We start from the raw sequence: 20,498 nt of genomic DNA, 5'->3' as shown, positions 1-20,498 counted from the left end.
TTACTCCTTAAACCTTCTCGATATCGACCAGGTTGGTATGCTGTGGATTCCCCTTCGCCAGCGGCGACGGGCGGTGGGTGGTCAGGGTATTCATGCAGGCGCCATGGTCGATCCGATCTCCGGTCATATTGGCGTCGTGCCAGGCGCCCTGGCCCATCGCCGAGACCCCCGGCATGATGCGTGGCGTCACTTTCGCCGGAAGACGGACTTCGCCGCGCTGATTAAAAACGCGCACCATATCGCCGTTTTTAATCCCGCGTTTTTCCGCGTCAAGCGGATTGATCCATACTTCCTGGCGACAGGCCGTTTGTAATACATCAACGTTGCCGTAGCTGGAATGGGTGCGCGCTTTATAGTGGAAACCAAACAGCTGCAGCGGATACTGGCTGCGCAGCGGATCGTCCCAGCCTTCAAATGTGGAGGCGTAGACCGGCAGCGGGCTGATAACTTCGTCTTTCTCCTGCTGCCAGCGGGCGGCAATCTCTGCGAGTCGGCTGGAGTAGATTTCAATTTTGCCGGACGGGGTTTTGAGCGGATGCGCTTCAGGATCGTGCCGGAAGTCGCGATAGGCGACGAAGTGGCCGTTCGGGTCTTTGCGCTTGTAGATGCCCATTCGCTTCAGATCCTCGTAGGCCGGCAGCGCCGGATCTTTCGCCACCATTTTGGCGTACAGATACTGCAGCCACTGTTCCTGGGTACGTCCCTCGGTAAAACGTTGATGCACGTCGTCGCCGAGCCGTTTCGCCACTTCGCTTAGGATCCAGTAAATCGGTTTGCGTTCGAACTTCGCTGAGGTGGCGGGCTGAATAAAAATCAGATAGCCCATATTGCCGGCGTAATCGTTAGGAATGATATCCTCCTGCTCAACGGTCATCAGGTCGGGCAGCAGCAGGTCGGCGTATTTCGCCGACGAGGTCATAAAGTTGTCGATAACCACAATGGTTTCGCACTTGCTTTCATCCTGCAGAATTTCGTGGGTCTTATTGATGTCGGAGTGCTGGTTGATGATGGTGTTGCCCGCGTAGTTCCACAGGAACTTGATCGGCACATCCAGCTTCTCTTTTCCGCGTACGCCATCGCGGCTGGCGGTCATCTCTGGACCGCGCGCGATGGCGTCGGTCCAGGTAAAGCAGGAGATGGCGGTCTTCACCGGGTTTTCCAGCACCGGCAGGCGCTCAATGGTGATGGTGTAGGTTGATTCGCGGGCGCCGCTATTGCCGCCGTTGATGCCGACGTTGCCGGTTAAGATCGGCAGCATGGCGATCGCCCGGGCGGTGAGTTCGCCGTTTGCCTGGCGCTGGGGCCCCCAGCCCTGGCAAATGTAGGCCGGCTTGCTCATGCCGATTTCGCGCGCCAGCTTAATGATGCGATCGGTGGGGATACCGGTAATACGCGAGGCCCACTGCGGCGTTTTAGCGATCCCGTCGTCGCCCTCGCCGAGGATATAGGCTTTGTAGTGACCGTTCGCCGGCGCCCCGGCCGGGAGCGTTTTCTCGTCGTAGCCAACGCAGTATTTATCAAGGAAAGGCTGGTCCACCAGATCTTCGTTAATCAACACCCAGGCGATACCGGCCACCAGCGCGGCGTCGGTGCCGGGGCGAATGGGGATCCACTCATCTTCCCGACCGGCGGCGGTATCGGTGTAGCGCGGATCGATGACGATCATTCGCGCGTTAGAGCGCTCGCGGGCCTGCTCCAGATACCAGGTAATGCCGCCGCCGCTCATCCGGGTCTCCGCCGGATTGTTGCCGAACATCACTACCAGCTTGCTGTTTTCAATATCCGAGGTGCTGTTGCCGTCGTTACTGCCGTAGGTGTAGGGCATGGCGCAGGCAATCTGCGCAGTACTGTAGGTACCGTACTGGTTAAGCGAGCCGCCGTAGCAGTTCATTAAACGCGCTACCGGCGACGCGGAAGGCGACGAACGGGTGATGTTGCCGCCGACGATCCCTGAAGAGTAGTTAATGTATACGGCTTCGTTGCCATACTGCGCTACCACGCTCTTCAGGCGGTCGGCGAGGGTATCCAGCGCCTCCTGCCAGCTGATGCGGACAAATTTGCCTTCTCCGCGCTTGCCGACGCGCTTCATGGGATAGTTAAGGCGATCCGGATGATTGATGCGCCGGCGAATCGAACGCCCGCGCAGGCAGGCGCGGACCTGATGGTCGCCGTAGCGGTCGTCGCCGGTGTTATCCGTTTCGACGTAAACCACTTCATCATCACGCACGTGCAGCCGCAGGGCGCAGCGGCTGCCGCAGTTAACCGAGCAGGCGCCCCAGACAATGCGGGTTGTGTCGCCTGTAGCCTGTTGTACCGCCGCCGCCGCGGCGCGGCGCAGCGTAAAGGGCAGGGTCAGCCCGCCGGCGGCCAGCGCCAGGGAGCCGAGGGCTGTAGATTTGAGTAGCGCGCGTCGGCTGACGCCGCCGGGAGATTCCTGATTCGACATTGCTCACTCCATGATCGTTATGTTGTACGGAGAAGGGCCGCTGTGCCATTAACAGACGCAGGGGTGAGCGATAATACGTTATGGGTAGCCAGTAGACCTTATCCCTGGTCAATGCAGGGATAAGATCTTTCATTTGAAACCGAAGAGGACTTACTGAGCGTCGTTTTCGGCGGGACTGTCGCTGTTACGCGTATAGGTGATTTTGAAGGTGTCGTTGGCGCAATGACCGACCACCTGAACCCCGGGCTGGTCTGCCTGATCGTTTGGCACAATGGCCAGGCTGAAGGCGGTTTCCGGTACGCCATTGTTGATGATCTTCTGCTGGATGTCGCTTTTGACCCGTTCACAGGAGTCGGGAGCCGCCAGTACGGCCGTGGAGCACAGCAGTAGCGCAGCGCCGGTGCAGAGGGATAGTTTCATCTTACGCTCCTTATCGATGTTATCCAGATTTAAGCATAGCAGAACTGGTGTAAACAATTGTATTTGCTAATATGATCGGATGTACACAAAAGGAATCGTCTGTGAAAAGATTGTATTGGCTGATCCCGGCAGCGCTGCTGCTGACGGCATGCGACCGTAAAAGCGCCCCGGACGCCTTCACCCCGGAAATGGCGAGTTTTTCCAATGAGTTTGAGTTTGATCCCCTGCGCGGGCCGGTGAAAGATTTTAGCCAGACGCTGCTGGATGAACACGATGTGGTGGTCAAGAAGGTGAGCGCTCAGCTCTCCAGGGAAGGGTGTTTCGATCTGCTGACCCTGGAAGATGTGGAGAACAAAACCGGCGCCACGCTGCTGCTGGACGCCAACTATTACGTCGACGGGCGCACCCACGAGAAGCGGCTGCGCCTGCAGGGCAAGTGTCAGCTGGCGGAGATGCCTGCCGCCGGGGTGAGTTGGGAGACGGATGATAACGGTTTTATTATCAGCGCACGCGGCAAAGAGACCACCGCCACCTACCGCTATGACAGCGATGGCTATCCGCTGGGAAAAACCACCACCGCCAAAGAGGAGCGATTTACCGTCGCCTCAACGCCGTCAAAGGATCCGCGTAAGAAATTGGACTATACCGCCATCAGCACCTTCAACGATCGCACGCTGGGCACGGTGCGTCAGACCTGCGACTACGACGATCACGACAATCCGCTGAGCTGTGAGCTGCAGGTGATCGATGAAAGCGTCCAGCCGCCGCTGACCCGCCACTACACCATTAAAAACCGTATCGATTATTACTGAGCCGTCGGCTTCAGCAGGGACGGCCCGGACGTTTTGTGCTCGGCCAGATACTGGTGCTGGAACAGGCACATGCGGATGGTGTTGCGGTACTCGCCGTTAATGAAAAACTCATGGATCAGTTCACCCTCGACCATAAAGCCGAGCTTGCGGTAAATATGGATCGCTTTTTCATTCTCTTTATCAACGATTAAATACAGCTTATACAGATTGAGCACGGTAAAGCCATAGTCCATCGCCAGGCGTGCGGCGCGGGTGGCGAGACCTTTTCCCTGGAAGTCGGGGGAGATGATGATCTGAAACTCGGCCCGGCGGTGCACATGGTTGATTTCAACCAGCTCCACCAGTCCGGCTTTATCGCCATTGCATTCGATGACAAAGCGGCGCTCGCTTTGATCGTGAATATGTTTGTCGTACAGATCGGAGAGCTCAACGAAGGCCTCGTACGGCTCTTCAAACCAGTAGCGCATGACGCTGGCGTTGTTATCGAGCTGGTGGACGAAGCGCAAATCTTCGCGCTCAAGCGGGCGGAGTTTGACGTGTAGCGCGTCGGTCATGGAGATTCCTGTGGTCAAAACGGAAAAGGGATTACAGAAAGGCGGCGCCCGCAGGCGCCAGCGTGGTCAGGGAGCGGCTCAGGGATTGATCGCGCGGCCGGTGCGACGGTCAAGACAGCGCAGGGTGTTTGGCTCCCAGTAGGCATTGACGTTGGCGCTCTTCTGGCAGTTATCCTGCGCGTCGAAAGCGACATCGGCTTTATCCCACTCTTTTTCCGCCCGTTTGTTCACCTTCTGGCGCAGGCTGCGGGTGTCGTTCCATTGCTCTTTTTCCATCGACGCCTGCTGACGGCTCTGCGCGCTGTCGCCAGATTCAATCACCAGCCGGTCGGTGGCGGCATAGGAGCTGGAGGTGTAGACCACAGCGCTTAACGCCAGAATGGCGGTCAGGCACCAGCGTTTATTCAGTGTCATGTTCATCACGATTTCCTTTAAGTGATGGGTTAACCCTCAGGTTCAGTTTACTACAGCTCTTTTGTCGGGCATAGCCGGCAAAACAGCGTGGGGCAGAGGCCATTATCGCGTAGAATGGTTCAACGCTTTGTCTCTTTTACGAATCTTTTAATGCTCAAAACAACGCTGCTGTTCTTTGCTACCGCTCTGTGTGAAATCGTCGGCTGTTATCTACCGTGGCTATGGCTCAAGCGCGGGGCAACGCCGCTGCTGCTGATCCCCACCGCCCTGGCGCTGGCGCTATTCGTCTGGCTCCTGACGCTCCATCCGGCCGCCAGCGGGCGGGTATATGCCGCCTACGGTGGGGTGTACGTTTGTACCGCATTGCTCTGGCTGCGGGTCGTTGATGGGGTCAAATTAACCCATTATGACTGGGCGGGCGCGGCCATCGCCCTGTGCGGTATGCTAATCATCGTGGCGGGGTGGGGACGGGCCTAAGCCCGTCATGTGTGATCCCTGCCGCTTTTTTCAACCCTAATTCTTGTATGGTAGTCGACCTGTTGCCTTACTTATCAGACATCCTATTTAAGTATGACTCTGTAAGGAACAACGATGGCTATCGAGACTCTTGCCGCCCGGACCGGGGCGACGCCGTTACGCATCCGTCGGGTGCAGAAGATCACCCTGACGCTGCTGTTTATCGCCGGTATCGTCAACTTTCTTGACCGCTCTTCGCTGAGCGTCGCCGGGGAGGCGATACGCGCCGACCTGGGCCTTAGCGCCACCGAGTTTGGGGTGCTGCTCTCCGCCTTTTCGCTCTCCTACGGCTTCGCGCAACTGCCCTCCGGTATTTTGTTGGATCGCCTGGGACCACGGATTGTGCTGGGCGCCGGGCTGATTTTCTGGTCCGCGATGCAGGCCCTGACCGGGATGGTCAATTCGTTCTCGCATTTTATTCTGCTGCGCATTGGCCTCGGGATCGGCGAAGCGCCGTTTATGCCAGCCGGCGTGAAATCGATCAACGACTGGTATGCGCAAAGAGAGCGCGGCACGGCGGTGGGAATATTCAACTCCTCGACGGTGCTGGGCCAGGCTATCGCCCCGCCGGCCCTGGTCATCATGCAGTTGGCCTGGGGTTGGCGAACGATGTTTGTGGTGATTGGTTTAGCCGGGATCGTGGTCGGCCTGTGCTGGTATGTGGGCTACCGTAACCGTCGGCAGTTTACCCTGCAGGAGGAGGAGCAGCAGTATCTGGCCAGTGAGGAGGCGGCCCGCCCGGCGCTGAAGTTTAGCGAATGGCTGGCTCTGTTTAAACGGCGGACTACCTGGGGGATGATCCTCGGCTTTTCCGGTGTGAACTACACCGGCTGGCTGTATATCGCCTGGTTGCCCGGCTATTTGCAGGCGCAGCAGGGGTTAAGCCTGGCCCGTACCGGCTGGGTGGCGGCGATCCCGTTTCTTGCCGCGGCGGTGGGGATGTGGGTCAACGGCCTGGTGGTCGATGCCCTGGCGCGCAGAGGCTACGATCAGGCGAAAACCCGCAAAACGGCGATTGTTATCGGTCTGGTGCTGTCGGCGCTGGGCACCTTGCTGGTGGTGCAATCGTCCACGCCAGCCCAGGCGGTGGCTTTTATCTCCATGGCGCTGTTTTGCGTTCATTTTGCCGGGACGTCCGCCTGGGGGCTGGTGCAGGTAATGGTGGCGGAGCATAAAGTGGCTTCGGTGGCGGCGATCCAGAACTTCGGCAGCTTTGTGTTTGCCTCTTTCGCGCCGATCGTGACCGGCTGGGTAGTGGATACGACTCACTCTTTCAATCTGGCGCTGGTGATCGCCGCCGGGGTGACCTTTGCCGGGGCGCTGTGCTACTTCTTTATCGTCAAAACTCGCATCGATTAGCAACGCTCGGCGATTCGTCAACAGCAGGCCCGCAGGGACGCGCGGCCGCCATGTTCTTCTCCTCCCGTTACCTGCGCTATCCTGTCACTGCGGCGATTGCAGCCACGTGCCCCGTGCTTTATCAGGCGAGATCTTCTTGTATGGTAGTTGACAGAAATCAAAGATGTTATACCAATTGCGTGAGATGGTTGAGGCACAAAGGCATTCTCCTCGAGAGTTCTCCCCGAGAATGGTTGATGGGCTACATAACAACGAGAGTCATCATGGAAAACACCCTCTTAACCGCTAACGCCACGCTGCCGACCTACGATCGCAGCGCACTGATCCCCCGTATCGTTCATCTTGGTTTTGGCGCGTTTCATCGCGCTCATCAGGCTGTGTATGCCGATATACTGGCCAGCGAGCACGGCAGCGACTGGGGCTACACCGAAGTTAATCTGATTGGCGGCGAGCAGCAGATCGCCGATCTCCAGCAGCAGGATCTGCTGTATACCGTCGCCGAAATGTCCGCCGACGCCTGGACCGCGCGCGTGGTTGGTGTGGTGAAGCAGGCGCTGCACGCCGGGGTTGATGGTCTCGAAGCGGTGCTGACGGCGATGTGCCAGCCACAGGTGGCCATTGTCTCCCTGACGATTACTGAGAAAGGCTATTGCCATTCGCCAGCCAGCGGCGAACTGCAGCTCGATCACCCGCTGATCGCCGCCGATCTGCATAACCCGCACCAGCCAAAATCGGCGGCGGGGGTAGTGGTGGAGGCCTTATCTCGCCGCCGGGCGGCCGGCCTGCCTGCTTTTACCGTGATGTCCTGCGATAACATGCCGGAAAATGGTCACGTGATGCGCAACGTCGTCTGCGCCTACGCCCGGGCTTTAGACGAGGATCTTGCCGCATGGATAGAGCAGAATGTCACCTTTCCGTCGACGATGGTGGACCGGATTGTCCCGGCGGTGACTGCCGAAACCCTCGATAAAATTACCCAGCTGACCGGGGTGCGCGACCCGGCCGGGGTGGCCTGCGAACCTTTCCGTCAGTGGGTGATTGAGGATAACTTTGTTGCCGGACGTCCGCAGTGGGAGAAAGCGGGAGCGGAACTGGTCGCCGACGTGGTGCCTTTCGAAGAGATGAAGCTGAGAATGCTCAATGGTAGCCATTCGTTCCTCGCTTATCTCGGCTATCTGGCCGGTTATCAGCATATCAACGACTGTATGCAGGACGATAACTACCGTCGCGCGGCGCTGTCGTTGATGCTGGACGAACAAGCACCAACGCTGAAGGTGCAGGGGGTGGATCTGTCACGCTATGCCAGTTTGCTGATTGACCGTTACTGCAATCCGGCTCTGAAGCACCGTACCTGGCAGATAGCCATGGACGGCAGCCAGAAGTTGCCCCAGCGCATGCTGGACTCCATACGCTGGCATCTGGTGCATCAGCGTGATTTTACACTGCTGGCGCTGGGCGTGGCAGGGTGGATGCGTTACGTTGGCGGCGTTGACGATGCGGGCCAGTCAATCGAGATATGCGACCCGTTGTTGCCGGTTATCCAGCAAGCGGTGGCTGCCAGCGCCGATGGCGAAGCGCGAGTCAAAGCGCTGCTGGGTATTGAGGCTATTTTCGGCGTCGAACTGCCGCAGGAGTCACGCTTTGTCACGGCGGTGACCCGCGCCTACTTAGCGCTGCAGCGGCAGGGGGCTAAAGCTACCGTCGCCGCGTGGGCCGCCGCGCAATAATCTTTTTCCGGTGTCGGTCCCGGGGTCGACACCGGCTCTTCAGTTATTTCTACGATACTCTGCTGATGTCTATTTTTAGCTAGCGATCGGTTTTAGCAGACGCAGAATATGATCGAACGCAATGTCTATACATAACTCTATATTTCCCTGATTTACTAAAGATAATTAGCTGTTATTTTTCCGAACAATGGCTGGTATTTCACCGCAATAATGGCATAGTTAAGTTATTGAAAAAGAACTTTCTCTGCAAAAGGAGTACGGGCCATGTATAAAAAAATTTTATTGCCTGTTGATGTCTTTGAAATGGATTTAAGCGATAAAGCGGTGCGTCACGCGGAATTTCTCGCTTCGGCCGAAAATGGCGAGATCACCTTGCTCAACGTTCTGCCGAACAGCAGCCGTTCGCTATTGCGCGGTTTTACGGCGGATATTCGTAAGTTTGAAGCCTATATGAAAGAAGAGTCGGAGAAAAAAATGCGCGAGGTGGCGCGACTGTTCGCCATCCCCATGACGCGGATCCATACCCGCGTAGTCTTTGGCAACGTGCGTGACGAAATTCTGGCTATCAGTAACAACGAAGAGTTCGATGTCATTGTGATTGGTTCCCGCAAACCGGGGATCTCCACCCATCTGCTGGGCTCCAACGCCGAGTCAATTCTGCGCTACGCCAAAACGCCGGTATTGGTCGTTAGATAATCCCTTCAATGACGACGGCTGCGTCGGCCATGCCGGCAGCCGTCTGACTCTTATTCTTCACTAAACCAGTCGCGGTTCTCCTGGCGAATCAGCAGTACGGATTCGCTGATTTCATGCAAATGGATACTCATGGCTTTTTCTACCGCCTCGGCATCGCGTTTTTCCAGCGCGGTGAAAATCTCATGATGCTGGCGCAGAAGCATCTCCGGAGAGGTGACATGGTCCAGACTCATATAGCGGACGCGATCGATGGCGGCTTTAATATTTTCCACCGTCTCCCAGGCCAGCTGACAGTCGGCGATAATCGACAGCTTCTGGTGAAATTCATCATCGAGCAGGAAAAAGTCGTTTAACTGCTGCCGATCAACGGCAATACGCTGCTGGTGAAGATTCTGTTCCAGCTGATAAAGTTGCTCTTCGTTAATCATGCCGGCGGCACGGCGAACCACCGCGCACTCAATCGCCTGGCGGACGAAGCAACCATTACGCACCTGCGACAATGAGATTTTATTGACGTAGCTACCGCGCTGGGGACGAATCTGGATAAGTCCGTTTTCCGCCAGCTTAATGAAGGCTTCGCGCACCGGCTGACGAGACACCGCAAAACGCACGGAGACTTCTTTCTCCGACAGCGGTGTACCAGGCGGGATCAGGCAGTGAACGATATCCCGGCGGAGGATGCGATAAATTTGCTGATTGACGGGTTGCGTCGGATTCAGTTGCGATTCTGCGGCCATTGATGGTTACTTTTTAGGGGGTTATGCGCACTATTTTACGCGTTTTTTGCGTTTCCGCCCATACCCGGCCCGCAGGCCGGGTGGCTGACGGTTAGCCCTGACGGTGAACGCTGAGTCCGGCAAAGCTCTGACTCACCGGCATCATCTCCAGGGTGTTGATGTTGACATGTTTCGGCAGGGTGGCGACCCACCAGACCGCCTCGGTCACATCTTCCGGCGTTAGCGCTTGGGTATTTTCGTAAGCTTTTTCGGCTTTAGCGTCATCGCCCTTAAAGCGGACGTTAGAAAACTCGGTGCCGCCCACCAGACCCGGCTCGATGTCGGTCACGCGCACCGCGGTGCCGTGCAGGTCGGTACGAAGATTGAGGCTAAACTGACGGACAAAGGCTTTGGTCGCCCCATAGACGTTTCCGCCGGCGTAAGGCCAGCTGCCTGCCGTAGAGCCGATATTGATGATATGGCCGCGATTGCGCTCCACCATCCCCGGCAGCACGGCGCGGGTCATGTACACCAGCCCTTTATTATTGGTGTCGATCATATCTTCCCAGTCTTCCACACTGGCGCGGTGCGCCGGCTCCAGACCAAGCGCCAGGCCGGCGTTGTTCACCAGCACATCGATAGCCTGCCACTCGGCCGGCAGGTCAGCAATCAGCGTCTCAATGGCGGCGCGGTTGCGGACGTCAAGTTGCGCGATATAAAGGTTATCGCCCAGCTCGTCTTTCAGCGTCTTCAGGCGCTCTTCACGACGACCGGTGGCAATCACTTTATGACCGTTAGCGATAAAACGGCGAGTAATACTTTCACCAAAACCGGCGGTGGCGCCGGTGACCATGATAATCATCTTACTGTTCCTCAACGCTTTTTGTGTTTTCATACCATAGCACGCACAGGCGGCGACCGGTAACGGAAATCATTGCGACCCCTTAAGGAGAGGCCTAATCTTACAGCATTAGCCTGTACAGGAGAGAAAGATGTCCGAACGAAACCCCTTTTTTAGCGTCAGTACGTTGCCTTACCAGGCGCCGCCGTTCGATGTGATTGACGACAGCCACTATCGCCCGGCGTTTGATGAGGGCGTCCGGCAGCAGCGGGCCGAAATTCGCGCTATTATCGACAATCCGCAGCCGGCCAGTTTCGCCAACACGCTCGAGGCGCTGGAGCAGAGTGGTCAGCTGCTGGCGCGGGTGACGCGGGTCTTTTTCGCCATGGCTGGCGCCCATACCAATCCTTATATTCAATCACTGGATGAACAATTTTCCGCCGAACTCGCCGAGCTGGGGAATGACATCTGGCTTAATGCGGCCTTGTTTCAGCGCGTGAACAGCGTCTACGAGCAGCGCGACGCGCTGGCGCTGGACAGCGAGTCCTATCGTCTCCTGACCCTGACGTGGCAACGTTTTGTTCACGCCGGGGCGACGCTGGCTCCCGAGCAGCAGGCGGCGCTGCGCACACTGAACACCGAAGCGGCTACGCTGCAAAGTCAGTTCCAGCAGCGACTGCTGGGAGCGGCAAAAAGCGGCGGCCTGGTGGTTGATTACCGGCATCAACTGGCTGGCCTGAGCGATAAGGAGATAGCGGCGGCGGCTGACGCAGCGCGTGAAAGAGGGCTTAGCGACCGCTGGTTGCTGACGCTGACCAATACCACCCAGCAGCCGCAGCTGCTTGCGCTGCGCGACCGGCAAACGCGGGAGAATCTCTTCGCCGCCGGCTGGACCCGCAATCAGCAGGGCGATGAGCATGATACGCGTGACCTGGTACTGCGGCTGGCGGCGATCCGCGCGCAGCAGGCTGAGCTGTTGGGAGCCGCTGATTACGCCAGCTGGGCGCTGACCGATCAAATGGCGGCTTCCCCGGCGGAGGCATTGGGCTTTATGCGTCAGATCGCGCCGGCGGCGCGGGCGAGGGCGGAACGAGAGCTGGCGGACATCCAGCAGGTGATCGACAACGAAGGCGGGGGTTTTCGCGCGAAGGCATGGGACTGGCTTTACTACAGCGAGCAGGTGCGGCGGGCTGCCTATGCCATTGATGACGCGCAGCTCAAACCCTATTTTGCCCTCGAGCGGGTGCTGCACGACGGCGTCTTCTGGACGGCCTCGCAGCTCTTTGGTCTGCGCTTTGTTGAGCGCTTCGATATACCGGTCTATCACCCGGATGTGCGGGTCTGGGAGATCTTCGATCACAACGGCGAAGGGATGGCGCTGTTTTACGGTGACTACTACGCTCGTGACTCAAAGAGCGGCGGCGCATGGATGGATGTGTTTGTCGAACAGTCGACTCTGCGCGCGCAGCGCCCGGTTATCTACAATGTCTGCAACTACGTCCGCCCGCAGGCAGGGCAAAGCGCGCTGCTGTCGTGGGATGAGGTGATCACCCTGTTTCATGAGTTCGGCCATACCCTGCATGGGCTGTTCGCCAGCCAGCGCTACGCCAGTCTCTCGGGGACCAATACGCCGCGCGATTTTGTCGAATTTCCTTCGCAGATCTTCGAACACTGGGCCAGCCAGCCGCAGGTGTTTGCCCACTACGCGAAGCACTACCAGTCCGGGGAGCCGATGCCGCAGGCGCTACGCGACAATATGTTGCGTGCGGCAACCTTCAATAAAGGGTACGACATGAGCGAGCTGTTGGCTGCTGCGTTACTCGATATGCGGTGGCATAGCCTGTCGACCTCGGCATTACCGGAGGAGGTGGACGCGTTTGAGCAGCTGGTGCTTCGGGAAGAGAACCTGGATCTGGCGGCGGTCCCCCCGCGCTATCGCAGCAGCTATTTCTCCCATATCTTCGGCGGCGGCTATGCGGCAGGCTATTACGCCTATCTGTGGACCCAGATGCTGGCCGACGACGGCTATCAATGGTTCGTGGAGCAGGGCGGTTTGACCCGTGAGAACGGTCAGCGTTTCCGTGAGGCGATTTTATCACGCGGGAACAGCACTGATTTAGCTGAACTGTATCGCCAGTGGCGCGGACACGATCCGCAGATTGAGCCGATGCTGAAAAATCGCGGGTTGAGTGCGTAGGGCAATTTTAGTCTGACAAGATAACCGGGCGTGCTGCCCGGTTTTTTGTCTGATCTAGTCGTAACCTTATATTTCTTTTACCTCACGCTGCCTAAATCTCTATCGCTCTCTCTCCCTTTAAGCATTAACGTGGCTTCTTCGATACGAATGAAGCGCCCGGAATCATCTATTTCAGCGAACATATAAACTTCCATGTCCACCTCTTCTCCGCTGCGCCTGGTGCACAGAACGCGATGCCTTGTGGCATAAAGATTCCCGTTACGAAGTTCGTCATGTAACTCAATTTTAGCGAAGGCGATAATTTCCCGGAGTCTACGCGCATGCTGAGCAAAGCCATCTAATCCTTCCCACTTGTTATCAGTGCGCTGCCGATAACCGGGACTAAAATAGCGACTGAGTATCCGATCCAGTGGTATCTGTTGGTGGTTGATAATGTCATCCAATACCCTAGTAATAGTAATCATTTTGATGGTTAGTCCTCTGTGAAAGTGATGAATACTTTACAATCGACTAACTGGCTTCAGTACGGTATAAAAGACATTAAACACCTCAAACACGCCAATATGCACGATCCATTGATTCCATTCGAACCGGTGTTTTCACCCCAGGGACCCACTTTACTCGTCGCGGTACGTCAGTCTGAGGTAATACGGGAGACTCCACGCCACCATCACAGCTGTGGGCAGTTAATCGGTGCCATACGTGGGCTACTTACGGTCGATGGCGGTGATTGTCGCTGGGTGGTACCGGCAACACATGCCGTCTGGATACCGCCAGGTGTTCCGCACGGCCTGCGCTCGCACGGTCCATATTCAGGATGGAGTGTTTATGTTTCTGCCAAAGCCTGTGGCGAGCTACCTGATAAGCCATCTGTTCTCTCAATGACAAATCTGCTGCGTGAAGCGATAACGCGAGCGGCTGCATGGCAAGGTGTAGAGCTTAATGCGTCCCTAAAACGTTTAGCTGGCGTTATTCTTGATGAAATTGGTTCCCTTCCCAGGGTTAATCTTGGGCTTCCAATGCCGCAAGATAGCCGATTGCTCAGAATCGCGCAGGCGCTGTCAGCAAACCCGGACGACGGGCGCAGGTTGGAAGAATGGGCAGCCTGGGCCGGCATGTCATCACGCACGCTCACGCGACGATTCCGAGCCGAAACGGGTTTTAGCTTCAATGAATGGCGACAGCGGATACGCTTACTCAGGGCTCTTGAGCTACTGGCTGCCGGCAAGCCAGTGACGGCGATAGCGCTGGATCTGGGATATGACAATGTGAGTGCCTTCATAGCCTTGTTCCGTCGGATGTTCGGCACTACTCCAGGGCGGTATAAAATTTAATTATCTCTTCGCTGAATATGATGCGTTATCCGCCGCTTTGATTACGTTTGTCATGGGCTGAGAGGGGCAAGTAATTCGGGCCCCTGATTTTTCACATTGCCGACCGCCCGCGTTACCGGGTGCCAGGTAAAATCGTCGGCGGAAACGGCTCCGTCGCTGGCAATCTCCGCCGCTTCCGCGCCGGTGACATCCTGCCTCATCCATTCGCGGGCGGCTTCAGGCGTCAGGACCAACGGCCGACGGTCATGAATATCGACAAGACCGCGATCGGCGGCGGCCGTCACGATCAAGAATCCTTCGGCATGGTCCCCACGTTCGAACGGAGTCCGACCAATCGCGGCCATAAAAATTGGCTGGTCATCCTTACGCTGGATAAAGTATGGCTGCTTTTTATTTCCTTCCTTTTTCCACTCAAACCAGCCGTCGGCGAAGCAGATCGCCCGTCCGTGCTCCCACAGCGGCTTGAACATCCTGCTGGAGGCTGCAGTCTCAACCCGGGCATTAATCAGCGGCGGTTTATCCCACCATCCTGGCGCATAGCCCCAGTAAACGGCATCGAGATGGAGTTGCTCATCGCGTTCATTGAGGAGTAAAACTTTTGTCCCGGGCGCGACGTTATAGCGCCCGATAGGCGCCGGGTCCCAGGCAATATCTCGTTCGGCCGCTTCCACGAGATGCGCCAGGTATTCTTCCCGGCTTTGCGCTTGCGCAAAACGTCCGCACATAGCCACCTCCAGCGTGATGTCTGACTAACAGTATAGAACAGCTGCAAAACGGTGTTTTCACCTGCCCAATCACCACGCTCCTTCCACGTCAGTAGACCATTATTTCAGGCCGTCATCTTGCCTGACGTCGCGACAGTACACGCTGGGCGTTAGGCCTGGCATCGTCCGTTTATGCTTCATCGTTATTACCCTAACGCCTGTCTGATAAAGGAAATCGTTTTTACTCTTTTTATTATCTTTCAGAATTATCGCACGGAGTTTTACCTTTGTCTGAAATGGTTGTCGCTGGGTTGTATTTGAAAACATCCACCCCTTATTATTTAAAAAATCATCTTTATCTTTTAAAAGGTTGTTATGAGTAACTTACTATTATTAGTCCTGGCGGTGGTGTTATTGTTTACATCTTTGTTTTTTGGCCTGTCCTATGTTAGAGAAAGAAGAAAAATGAAGATGCGCTTTAATAAATTCCGACGTTAACCGATCCTTCCTGCGGAAAGCGCAAGAGCAACAGATGAGAATCTCGTTAACTCTTGTTTGGTAGCTATTTGGAATTTTTTCATAATATTGATTTTGTGAGAGAAGACCGTCTTATGGCTGATGCCCAGTTCTTGCGCTATCTGCTGATTGTTCATTCCCGTTCTGATCGCATCGATAATATAAAGTTGTGATTTGGTCAAGGTTAACCGAGGGCATTTGACACAGCGTCTGCTGTCTTTTTCCAGCCCACCGCAACTAGATGTTGTCGACTCCGTCAGACGTTTTGCAATCTGATTTTTTACGCGGCGCAAGTCGCTGTTCATGCTGATAAAAGTGGCATCGCGTAGACAAAGTGGTAACCGTTCAACCTGCAAAGCGCTGTCGGTGGCGACGAAAATAAAAATAGACGTGTGCGGAGGGAGTTTTTTGAAAAACGGGTGGCATAGATAATGTTCACCAGCGGCCATTTCTGTGAACAGCATATCAATCGGACCTAATATATCTGTGGAATAGTCCACAACGGAATACGGTTCCCGGATGTGTTCTTCCTTCGCGATCTCGCTAAGCAGTTCGCAAATTCCGCGATTAAGAAATATGTTTTCAGTGTTAATTAAAATATCAGGCATAGTCATGGCGATCGTGAAAGTTGTCATGCATTTAAAGTGGAGAACATTAAATGCGTATGCCTTTAGGATATTTCTAATAATCAACAAATGCAATAAGTCTAATTTTGGACTTTGAGCTGGCGAGTAAAATTAATGGTATATTAATCAATGGCTTATTTTTTAGCGTTGCGCGGGCATGACCGCTAATTTGGCACAAACTGCTTAAATTGCTTATATTGCATGCGTTAATTCTGGTCTCAAATATATTAATCAGAGTTACTTATTCACTGTATGAATTGCTTTTTCAAAAATACCTTTTGCAGGCGCGGGTCCTTGAGGAGATTGCGCCTGAGCGAAACCTGGGGTGGTCATTGATAAAAAGGGGCGGGGTAGACCCGCCGCTGCGGAGAGTGAACAGCAACGGCGTACAACAGAATCAGTTATCAGGATTGTTGGAAATGCTTTTCCACACCATTCCCAGGCCGATCAACATCGACGCGAAGAGGGCGAACAGGGTGGTTGAGATAAAAATGCTGGCCATGGCGGTGCCTCAGAAAGTGCGTATGCAGATCATTAGGCACGGTGTCGGATGAAAGGTTCCTTACCCGGCCGGGTATATTTTCACTAGCGGCGTCCGGTTGACGGCAACAAGGCGAATGCCACGTCGAAGCGCCGCTGTTGGCAAGGGGATTCTGACAGGCAGCCGGGTTGCTAACCGCGCTGTTCAAGGGGAGAATACACAACGGCAAGGGGGGAGCGATTCGGACGTTGACATCCCCTTAAACAAGTTATATATACATGTCGCTTCTGTTTATTGAATGTTAAACAGCATCAGTTATGGGACCCAGAAGCGCCACAGCCCCCGCCGTCGGGCGGGGGTAACTTCGCCAGCGGCATGCTTATTTTTCACTGAGGCTGGCGAAGAAAATTTTTTTATTTCGGGTCTTGAAAAACGCGCCTTAGATATTATTTTATATAGCGGACAAGCAATGCTTGCCTTTATGTTGAGCTTTTGAATGGATATTCAGGAGGTTAATTATGGCACTCAAAACCTTGTCAGCACTCCCGGTATTTGCTGATTCTCTTTTTGCCGATCGCTTTAATCGTATTGACCGTCTTTTCAGCCAGTTAACGGGCGATACGCCGGTGGGCACTTTACCGGCTTATGATTTACAGAAAGTCGACGACAGCAATTTCCTGCTCAGCGTCAGCGTGCCTGGCTGGAAAGATGATGAGCTGGAAATAGAAACCGTAGGGGGGAATCTGCATATTTCCGGGAAACGCCAGGAAACCGATGCCTCGACAGACAGCGGTGAACGCTGGATTTATAAAGGTATCCGCCGCGCTAATTTCCAGCTCAGTTTCTCTCTTCCTGAACACGCCCAAATTAATCAGGCGCAGCTGGATAGCGGCATCTTAAAAATAGCCATCCACCAGGAAATCCCGGAGAGCGAAAAACCGCGTAAAATTGCGATCGAGAATCAGGGGCGCGTGATAGAACATAAAGTTTGATTCACCGTTGTTCCGACGATGTAACCTTAAAGGCCCGCCCTGCGGGCCTTTATCCTTTCCCCCTGAAAATATAAATGGCCCCCCGACGACAAAGAAATCGATATGCTATTCTGTTAACAGACGCAGTGAGTCTGCTATTTCTTTCAATTTCGGCGAGGAGGAAGAATGACTGACGAGATCGATAGCGACGCAAACAATACGCATGAACTAACCGCTGAAGTGGCTCGGGCGCTGATCGCGCGCGGTTGGCGACTGACCACGGCGGAGTCCTGCACCGGAGGGAATCTGGCGGCAGCGCTCTGTGCCCAGGCGGATACCGCGGCATTTTATGATACCGGCGTAGTGACCTTCAGCGATGAAGCCAAGCGCAACGTGCTGCAGGTTCGCGCGGAAACCCTGACGGTACACAGCGCCGTCAGCGAAGCCTGCGTTCAGGAAATGTCCTCTGGTATTCTGGCGCTCGCCGGGGCCGATATCGCCATCGCCGTCAGCGGCTACGCCGGACCGGAGGGCGGGGAAGATGGTACCCCCGCCGGCACGGTATGGTTTGCCTGGAATTTTCGCGGCCAGACTGAAACCAAACGGATGTGCTTTGCCGGCGACTGTGAGACCGTGGTGGCGAAAGCGGTACGATATGCCCTGGCGGCGCTGAGCGAAAAGCTTGCCCACTGGCAGTGACGATGCCCGGGTGCGCGGCCTTACAGGTCCATTGCCTGGCGCGCTACCGGCCAGCAGATCTCCCCGATGCCGTTAAGGCAGGGTCGGGAAAAAAGAAAGCCCTGAAACAGGCGAATGCCCACCGACTGCAGCCAGCACCACTCCTCCAGGGTTTCGACACCTTCAGCCACCACCGTAATGCCAAGATCCTCGCAGCAGCGGACGACCGAGGCGACAATCGCCTGTTTGGTGCCGCTAATATGGATATCGCGCACCAGTTCCGCATCCACTTTGATTTTATCAGGCTGAAAACGGGTCAGTAACGACAGGCCGGAATAACCTGCGCCAAAGTCGTCGATGGCCAGCTTCATGCCCGCGACGCGCAGGGCTTTGAGCACCTTGCGGAACTGGTCAAAGCAGGTGATCACCTCTGTCTCGGTCACCTCGATCAGTACCTGATCCGGTCTGAGGCCGGCCGCCAGCAGGCTGTCCATCAGCCAGCCTACGGCGTCAGGGTGGTGATACAGCGATCCGGGCAACAGGTTAATCGCCAGCTGATGTTTCCCGAGCGGCAGCTGGCCGGCGAGAGCGAATGCATACGCTTTGCTTTCAATATCAAAACGGTAGCGATCCTCCGCCGCAATGGCGGCAAACATTTCCACGGGAGAGCCGCCGGTTGGGCTGCGGATCAGAGCCTCAAAGGAAGAAACTCGCTTTTTAGCCGGCTCGACAATAGCCTGCAGAGCAAACTGGCAAGGTTGACCGGGCAGGTGCTGCGGCGCGGCCGTACCTGACGCGGGCATCATCATCCAGCGAGAGGGCTGCAGCGGCTCGGGCAGGCAATAGCGGCCGCCGTCGGCAATGAAGGCGCTAAGCAGCCGGAACATCCGGTCGTTGACCGGTTCGGTGACCCCAAACGTGCTAAAGCGCAGAATTTCCTCCAGCGCGCCATCGGTTTCAAACAGCCGGAGATCCAGTATGCGCATTCCGGTGCCGTGAAAACGTCGGTAGGCTGAGTAATCGCGCATCAGCTCCACTACGTCGCGATGACGCGGGTCGCTTTGGATTTCGCTGAACAGCGACTCAAGTGCCTCCTCAGTCCCTTCCAGGACCTGGAAAAACTGCAGGCCGTTAAACAGCAGAATGCCGGTGATGCCAAGGGGCAAATTTTTACTGCTGGCGCGATGGACTAAAGCGTCGAGATCGACGGGCGGGCGGTCAGGATGAACCTGGCTGCGGTAAATCAGGGTGGTTAGCATAGTTGTTACGATCGCTCCCGCGGCGTAAGAACATCCGCGCTCAGCATGCAAGATGAGTATGGCCTGACCCTAAAGGAGGGCGAGGCTGATATGTACAAACATTCAACCAACCGTGATGTCCGCTACGCGGAACGCGAGCTTCACTTTGTGATTCCCTCCACTGTACAGGGAATTACACATTTGGCTATCTTTTTCTCATCCTCAATGCAAAAAGACGCTAACAGGCCTCTCATTCCCTCCTCAGACACTGGCGCTGCGTCTTATTTTACCTGTTAATATTCGCTACCAGGAATTATCCTGCCATTCTATTTCCCACTCTCAAAAATGAGGCGCTGGTCTTGCCTGAATATAATCGAGTGAATATTATCACTCTAAATTAAATTCTTTTGTCAGGTTTGATATGAGCGACTTCTTTATTATTTTGTGTCTGATTTTATGTCCCATCATTTCTTTATGGAGTGGCTTTTCCTATATTCAGGAAAGGCGCAAGAGACGGTATGTTTTCCGTTCCAGAAGATGATTGTTTGACAGAATAAAACGACGAGTTGTATCAGCGTTTGGCGAGCAGTTGCACAAGGTTGTTAAACTGCTGACGGCTATTCAAATTAAATTTACTCATAATATTCTTTTTATGTGAATGAATCGTTTTGGGACTAATATTTAGCGCAGCGGCGACTTCATGCGGGCTCAGGCCAATACTGAACGCGTAAATGACTTTGGTTTGCGCGTCGCTGACCGACCTGCAGGCGCAATTAATGCAACGCCGCAGACGATTGAACGGCGGGTCTTGCCGCGGTAGCAGCGGACGTTCAATGGCGTTAGCTATCTCATCTTTCAGCCGCTGAACGCGAGCGTGAGGCGGCATAAATACCGCATGCTGCAGACAATTCGGTAAACCCTCATCTACGGTAGCGTGTTCATTGTCCGGGAAAATAAAAAGCGTATATTGTTCCGGGGCATGCTGAAAAAGATCCTGGCACAAGTACCACTCCCCCGCGACCATTTCCGTGAATATCACATCAGCTTGCGCCATCGATCCTGCATCCCATTGTTGAGAAAACTGATAGTGTGGCCGCCCGGCGGCCTTCATCGCTTCATCAACCAGTTCAGCAATAGCGACTCGCAAATAGTGATTTTTTATATTGAACAAAAAATTAGTCATATAACTTCCCTGTGGGCATTAAAAAACATACTTGGATAAATTAAAGAATATAATGATGATGCGGGTACA

26 protein-coding genes are annotated in these 20,498 nt (G+C 55.1%); 13 read left to right on the top strand and 13 right to left on the bottom strand.

What is annotated here, in order from left to right:
- Positions 1-7: 7 nt before the first annotated feature.
- Both ynfE and RRF55_RS04465 read right to left on the bottom strand, forming a co-directional pair.
- Entirely contained in the window at positions 8-2,446 is a 2,439-nt protein-coding gene (gene ynfE, locus RRF55_RS04470) for a selenate/tellurate reductase subunit YnfE (protein ID WP_439419092.1), read from the bottom strand.
- A 150-nt stretch (positions 2,447-2,596) separates the two neighbouring features.
- Entirely contained in the window at positions 2,597-2,866 is a 270-nt protein-coding gene (locus tag RRF55_RS04465) for a DUF1161 domain-containing protein (protein WP_002903714.1), read from the bottom strand.
- Positions 2,867-2,967: 101 nt separating this feature from the next.
- On the opposite strand from RRF55_RS04465, the gene RRF55_RS04460 reads away from it, so the two are divergent.
- On the top strand, positions 2,968-3,678 hold the full coding sequence (locus tag RRF55_RS04460; protein WP_004183934.1) for a YnfC family lipoprotein: 711 nt from the start codon (positions 2,968-2,970) through the stop codon (positions 3,676-3,678).
- On the opposite strand, the gene speG is transcribed toward RRF55_RS04460, so the two are convergent.
- Together speG and RRF55_RS04450 are read right to left on the bottom strand one after the other, a co-directional pair.
- Positions 3,672-4,232 (bottom strand): spermidine N1-acetyltransferase, encoded by a 561-nt coding sequence (speG, locus tag RRF55_RS04455; protein WP_004179730.1) that lies wholly within the window; start codon positions 4,230-4,232, stop codon positions 3,672-3,674. The two genes, RRF55_RS04460 and speG, sit on opposite strands and share 7 nt — an antisense overlap.
- 78 nt (positions 4,233-4,310) lie before the next feature.
- Positions 4,311-4,652: a DUF1283 family protein gene (locus tag RRF55_RS04450; RefSeq protein WP_002903720.1), complete on the bottom strand. Its 342-nt coding sequence runs from the start codon at positions 4,650-4,652 to the stop codon at positions 4,311-4,313.
- Positions 4,653-4,760: 108 nt separating this feature from the next.
- Between RRF55_RS04450 and RRF55_RS04445 the strand changes: the two genes are divergently transcribed.
- The 4 genes from RRF55_RS04445 to RRF55_RS04430 all read left to right on the top strand — a co-directional run bounded on the left by RRF55_RS04445 (position 4,761) and on the right by RRF55_RS04430 (position 8,944).
- Positions 4,761-5,123 (top strand): YnfA family protein, encoded by a 363-nt coding sequence (locus RRF55_RS04445; protein WP_004219442.1) that lies wholly within the window; start codon positions 4,761-4,763, stop codon positions 5,121-5,123.
- A gap of 114 nt (positions 5,124-5,237) precedes the next feature.
- Complete coding sequence (locus tag RRF55_RS04440) at positions 5,238-6,521, top strand: MFS transporter (protein WP_002903724.1); 1,284 nt, start codon at positions 5,238-5,240, stop codon at positions 6,519-6,521.
- Positions 6,522-6,784: 263 nt separating this feature from the next.
- On the top strand, positions 6,785-8,248 hold the full coding sequence (locus RRF55_RS04435) for a mannitol dehydrogenase family protein (protein WP_021314212.1): 1,464 nt from the start codon (positions 6,785-6,787) through the stop codon (positions 8,246-8,248).
- Positions 8,249-8,512: 264 nt separating this feature from the next.
- The gene (locus tag RRF55_RS04430) at positions 8,513-8,944 is read left to right on the top strand and encodes a universal stress protein (protein WP_002903728.1); all 432 of its coding nucleotides are present in this window, start codon (positions 8,513-8,515) and stop codon (positions 8,942-8,944) included.
- Between the two features lie 50 nt (positions 8,945-8,994).
- Here the strand turns inward: RRF55_RS04430 and RRF55_RS04425 are convergent, their stop codons facing one another.
- Together RRF55_RS04425 and ydfG are read right to left on the bottom strand one after the other, a co-directional pair.
- Entirely contained in the window at positions 8,995-9,681 is a 687-nt protein-coding gene (locus RRF55_RS04425; protein ID WP_002903730.1) for a GntR family transcriptional regulator, read from the bottom strand.
- Positions 9,682-9,772: 91 nt separating this feature from the next.
- Positions 9,773-10,522, bottom strand: a complete 750-nt coding sequence (gene ydfG, locus RRF55_RS04420; RefSeq protein WP_002903733.1) for a bifunctional NADP-dependent 3-hydroxy acid dehydrogenase/3-hydroxypropionate dehydrogenase YdfG — start codon at positions 10,520-10,522, stop codon at positions 9,773-9,775.
- Positions 10,523-10,652: 130 nt separating this feature from the next.
- Here ydfG and dcp point away from each other — a divergent pair, with 130 nt between their 5' ends.
- Positions 10,653-12,698, top strand: coding sequence for a peptidyl-dipeptidase Dcp (gene dcp, locus RRF55_RS04415; protein ID WP_087847708.1), 2,046 nt, complete (start codon positions 10,653-10,655; stop codon positions 12,696-12,698).
- Positions 12,699-12,775: 77 nt separating this feature from the next.
- On the opposite strand, the gene RRF55_RS04410 is transcribed toward dcp, so the two are convergent.
- A complete protein-coding gene (locus RRF55_RS04410; RefSeq protein ID WP_002903735.1) occupies positions 12,776-13,162 on the bottom strand; it encodes a nuclear transport factor 2 family protein in 387 nt (128 codons plus the stop codon).
- A 27-nt stretch (positions 13,163-13,189) separates the two neighbouring features.
- Between RRF55_RS04410 and RRF55_RS04405 the strand changes: the two genes are divergently transcribed.
- On the top strand, positions 13,190-14,032 hold the full coding sequence (locus RRF55_RS04405) for an AraC family transcriptional regulator (protein ID WP_439419097.1): 843 nt from the start codon (positions 13,190-13,192) through the stop codon (positions 14,030-14,032).
- Positions 14,033-14,082: 50 nt separating this feature from the next.
- Here RRF55_RS04405 and RRF55_RS04400 read toward each other — a convergent pair whose 3' ends face one another.
- Positions 14,083-14,757 carry an SOS response-associated peptidase gene (locus RRF55_RS04400; protein WP_004176282.1) on the bottom strand — a complete coding sequence of 225 codons (675 nt, stop codon included), beginning with the start codon at positions 14,755-14,757 and terminating at the stop codon, positions 14,083-14,085.
- Positions 14,758-14,928: 171 nt separating this feature from the next.
- Between RRF55_RS04400 and RRF55_RS04395 the strand changes: the two genes are divergently transcribed.
- On the top strand, positions 14,929-15,057 hold the full coding sequence (locus RRF55_RS04395) for a hypothetical protein (RefSeq protein WP_004219446.1): 129 nt from the start codon (positions 14,929-14,931) through the stop codon (positions 15,055-15,057).
- 54 nt (positions 15,058-15,111) lie between these two features.
- Positions 15,112-15,234 (top strand): small membrane protein, encoded by a 123-nt coding sequence (locus RRF55_RS04390; RefSeq protein ID WP_004143611.1) that lies wholly within the window; start codon positions 15,112-15,114, stop codon positions 15,232-15,234.
- Here the strand turns inward: RRF55_RS04390 and RRF55_RS04385 are convergent.
- The 3 genes from RRF55_RS04385 to RRF55_RS04375 form a co-directional block, all read right to left on the bottom strand.
- Positions 15,231-15,866, bottom strand: a complete 636-nt coding sequence (locus RRF55_RS04385) for a helix-turn-helix transcriptional regulator (protein ID WP_023286395.1) — start codon at positions 15,864-15,866, stop codon at positions 15,231-15,233. The two genes, RRF55_RS04390 and RRF55_RS04385, sit on opposite strands and share 4 nt — an antisense overlap.
- 67 nt (positions 15,867-15,933) lie before the next feature.
- Complete coding sequence (locus RRF55_RS04380; protein ID WP_004225117.1) at positions 15,934-16,056, bottom strand: hypothetical protein; 123 nt, start codon at positions 16,054-16,056, stop codon at positions 15,934-15,936.
- 219 nt (positions 16,057-16,275) lie between these two features.
- Positions 16,276-16,371: a YnaM/YnfT family protein gene (locus tag RRF55_RS04375; protein WP_271229884.1), complete on the bottom strand. Its 96-nt coding sequence runs from the start codon at positions 16,369-16,371 to the stop codon at positions 16,276-16,278.
- On the opposite strand from RRF55_RS04375, the gene RRF55_RS04370 reads away from it, so the two are divergent.
- The 3 genes from RRF55_RS04370 to RRF55_RS04360 all read left to right on the top strand — a co-directional run bounded on the left by RRF55_RS04370 (position 16,331) and on the right by RRF55_RS04360 (position 18,029).
- Positions 16,331-16,432 (top strand): hypothetical protein, encoded by a 102-nt coding sequence (locus RRF55_RS04370; protein WP_223174615.1) that lies wholly within the window; start codon positions 16,331-16,333, stop codon positions 16,430-16,432. The genes RRF55_RS04375 and RRF55_RS04370 overlap by 41 nt on opposite strands.
- 445 nt (positions 16,433-16,877) lie before the next feature.
- Complete coding sequence (locus tag RRF55_RS04365) at positions 16,878-17,351, top strand: Hsp20 family protein (RefSeq protein ID WP_002903808.1); 474 nt, start codon at positions 16,878-16,880, stop codon at positions 17,349-17,351.
- A gap of 165 nt (positions 17,352-17,516) precedes the next feature.
- On the top strand, positions 17,517-18,029 hold the full coding sequence (locus RRF55_RS04360; RefSeq protein WP_087830467.1) for a 2-oxo-tetronate isomerase: 513 nt from the start codon (positions 17,517-17,519) through the stop codon (positions 18,027-18,029).
- A 20-nt stretch (positions 18,030-18,049) separates the two neighbouring features.
- Here the strand turns inward: RRF55_RS04360 and RRF55_RS04355 are convergent, their stop codons facing one another.
- The gene (locus RRF55_RS04355; RefSeq protein ID WP_023327961.1) at positions 18,050-19,267 is read right to left on the bottom strand and encodes a diguanylate phosphodiesterase; all 1,218 of its coding nucleotides are present in this window, start codon (positions 19,265-19,267) and stop codon (positions 18,050-18,052) included.
- Between the two features lie 400 nt (positions 19,268-19,667).
- Here RRF55_RS04355 and RRF55_RS04350 point away from each other — a divergent pair, with 400 nt between their 5' ends.
- Positions 19,668-19,787, top strand: coding sequence for a small membrane protein (locus RRF55_RS04350; RefSeq protein WP_004195995.1), 120 nt, complete (start codon positions 19,668-19,670; stop codon positions 19,785-19,787).
- 30 nt (positions 19,788-19,817) lie between these two features.
- Here RRF55_RS04350 and kbvR read toward each other — a convergent pair whose 3' ends face one another.
- Positions 19,818-20,429 (bottom strand): LuxR family transcriptional regulator KbvR, encoded by a 612-nt coding sequence (gene kbvR / locus RRF55_RS04345; RefSeq protein WP_002903816.1) that lies wholly within the window; start codon positions 20,427-20,429, stop codon positions 19,818-19,820.
- Between the last annotated feature and the right edge of the window lie 69 nt (positions 20,430-20,498).

This window comes from Klebsiella sp. K47 (genome assembly GCF_051858335.1).
GTDB lineage: Bacteria > Pseudomonadota > Gammaproteobacteria > Enterobacterales > Enterobacteriaceae > Klebsiella > Klebsiella pneumoniae.
This window is presented reverse-complemented; position numbering and strand designations above follow the sequence as displayed.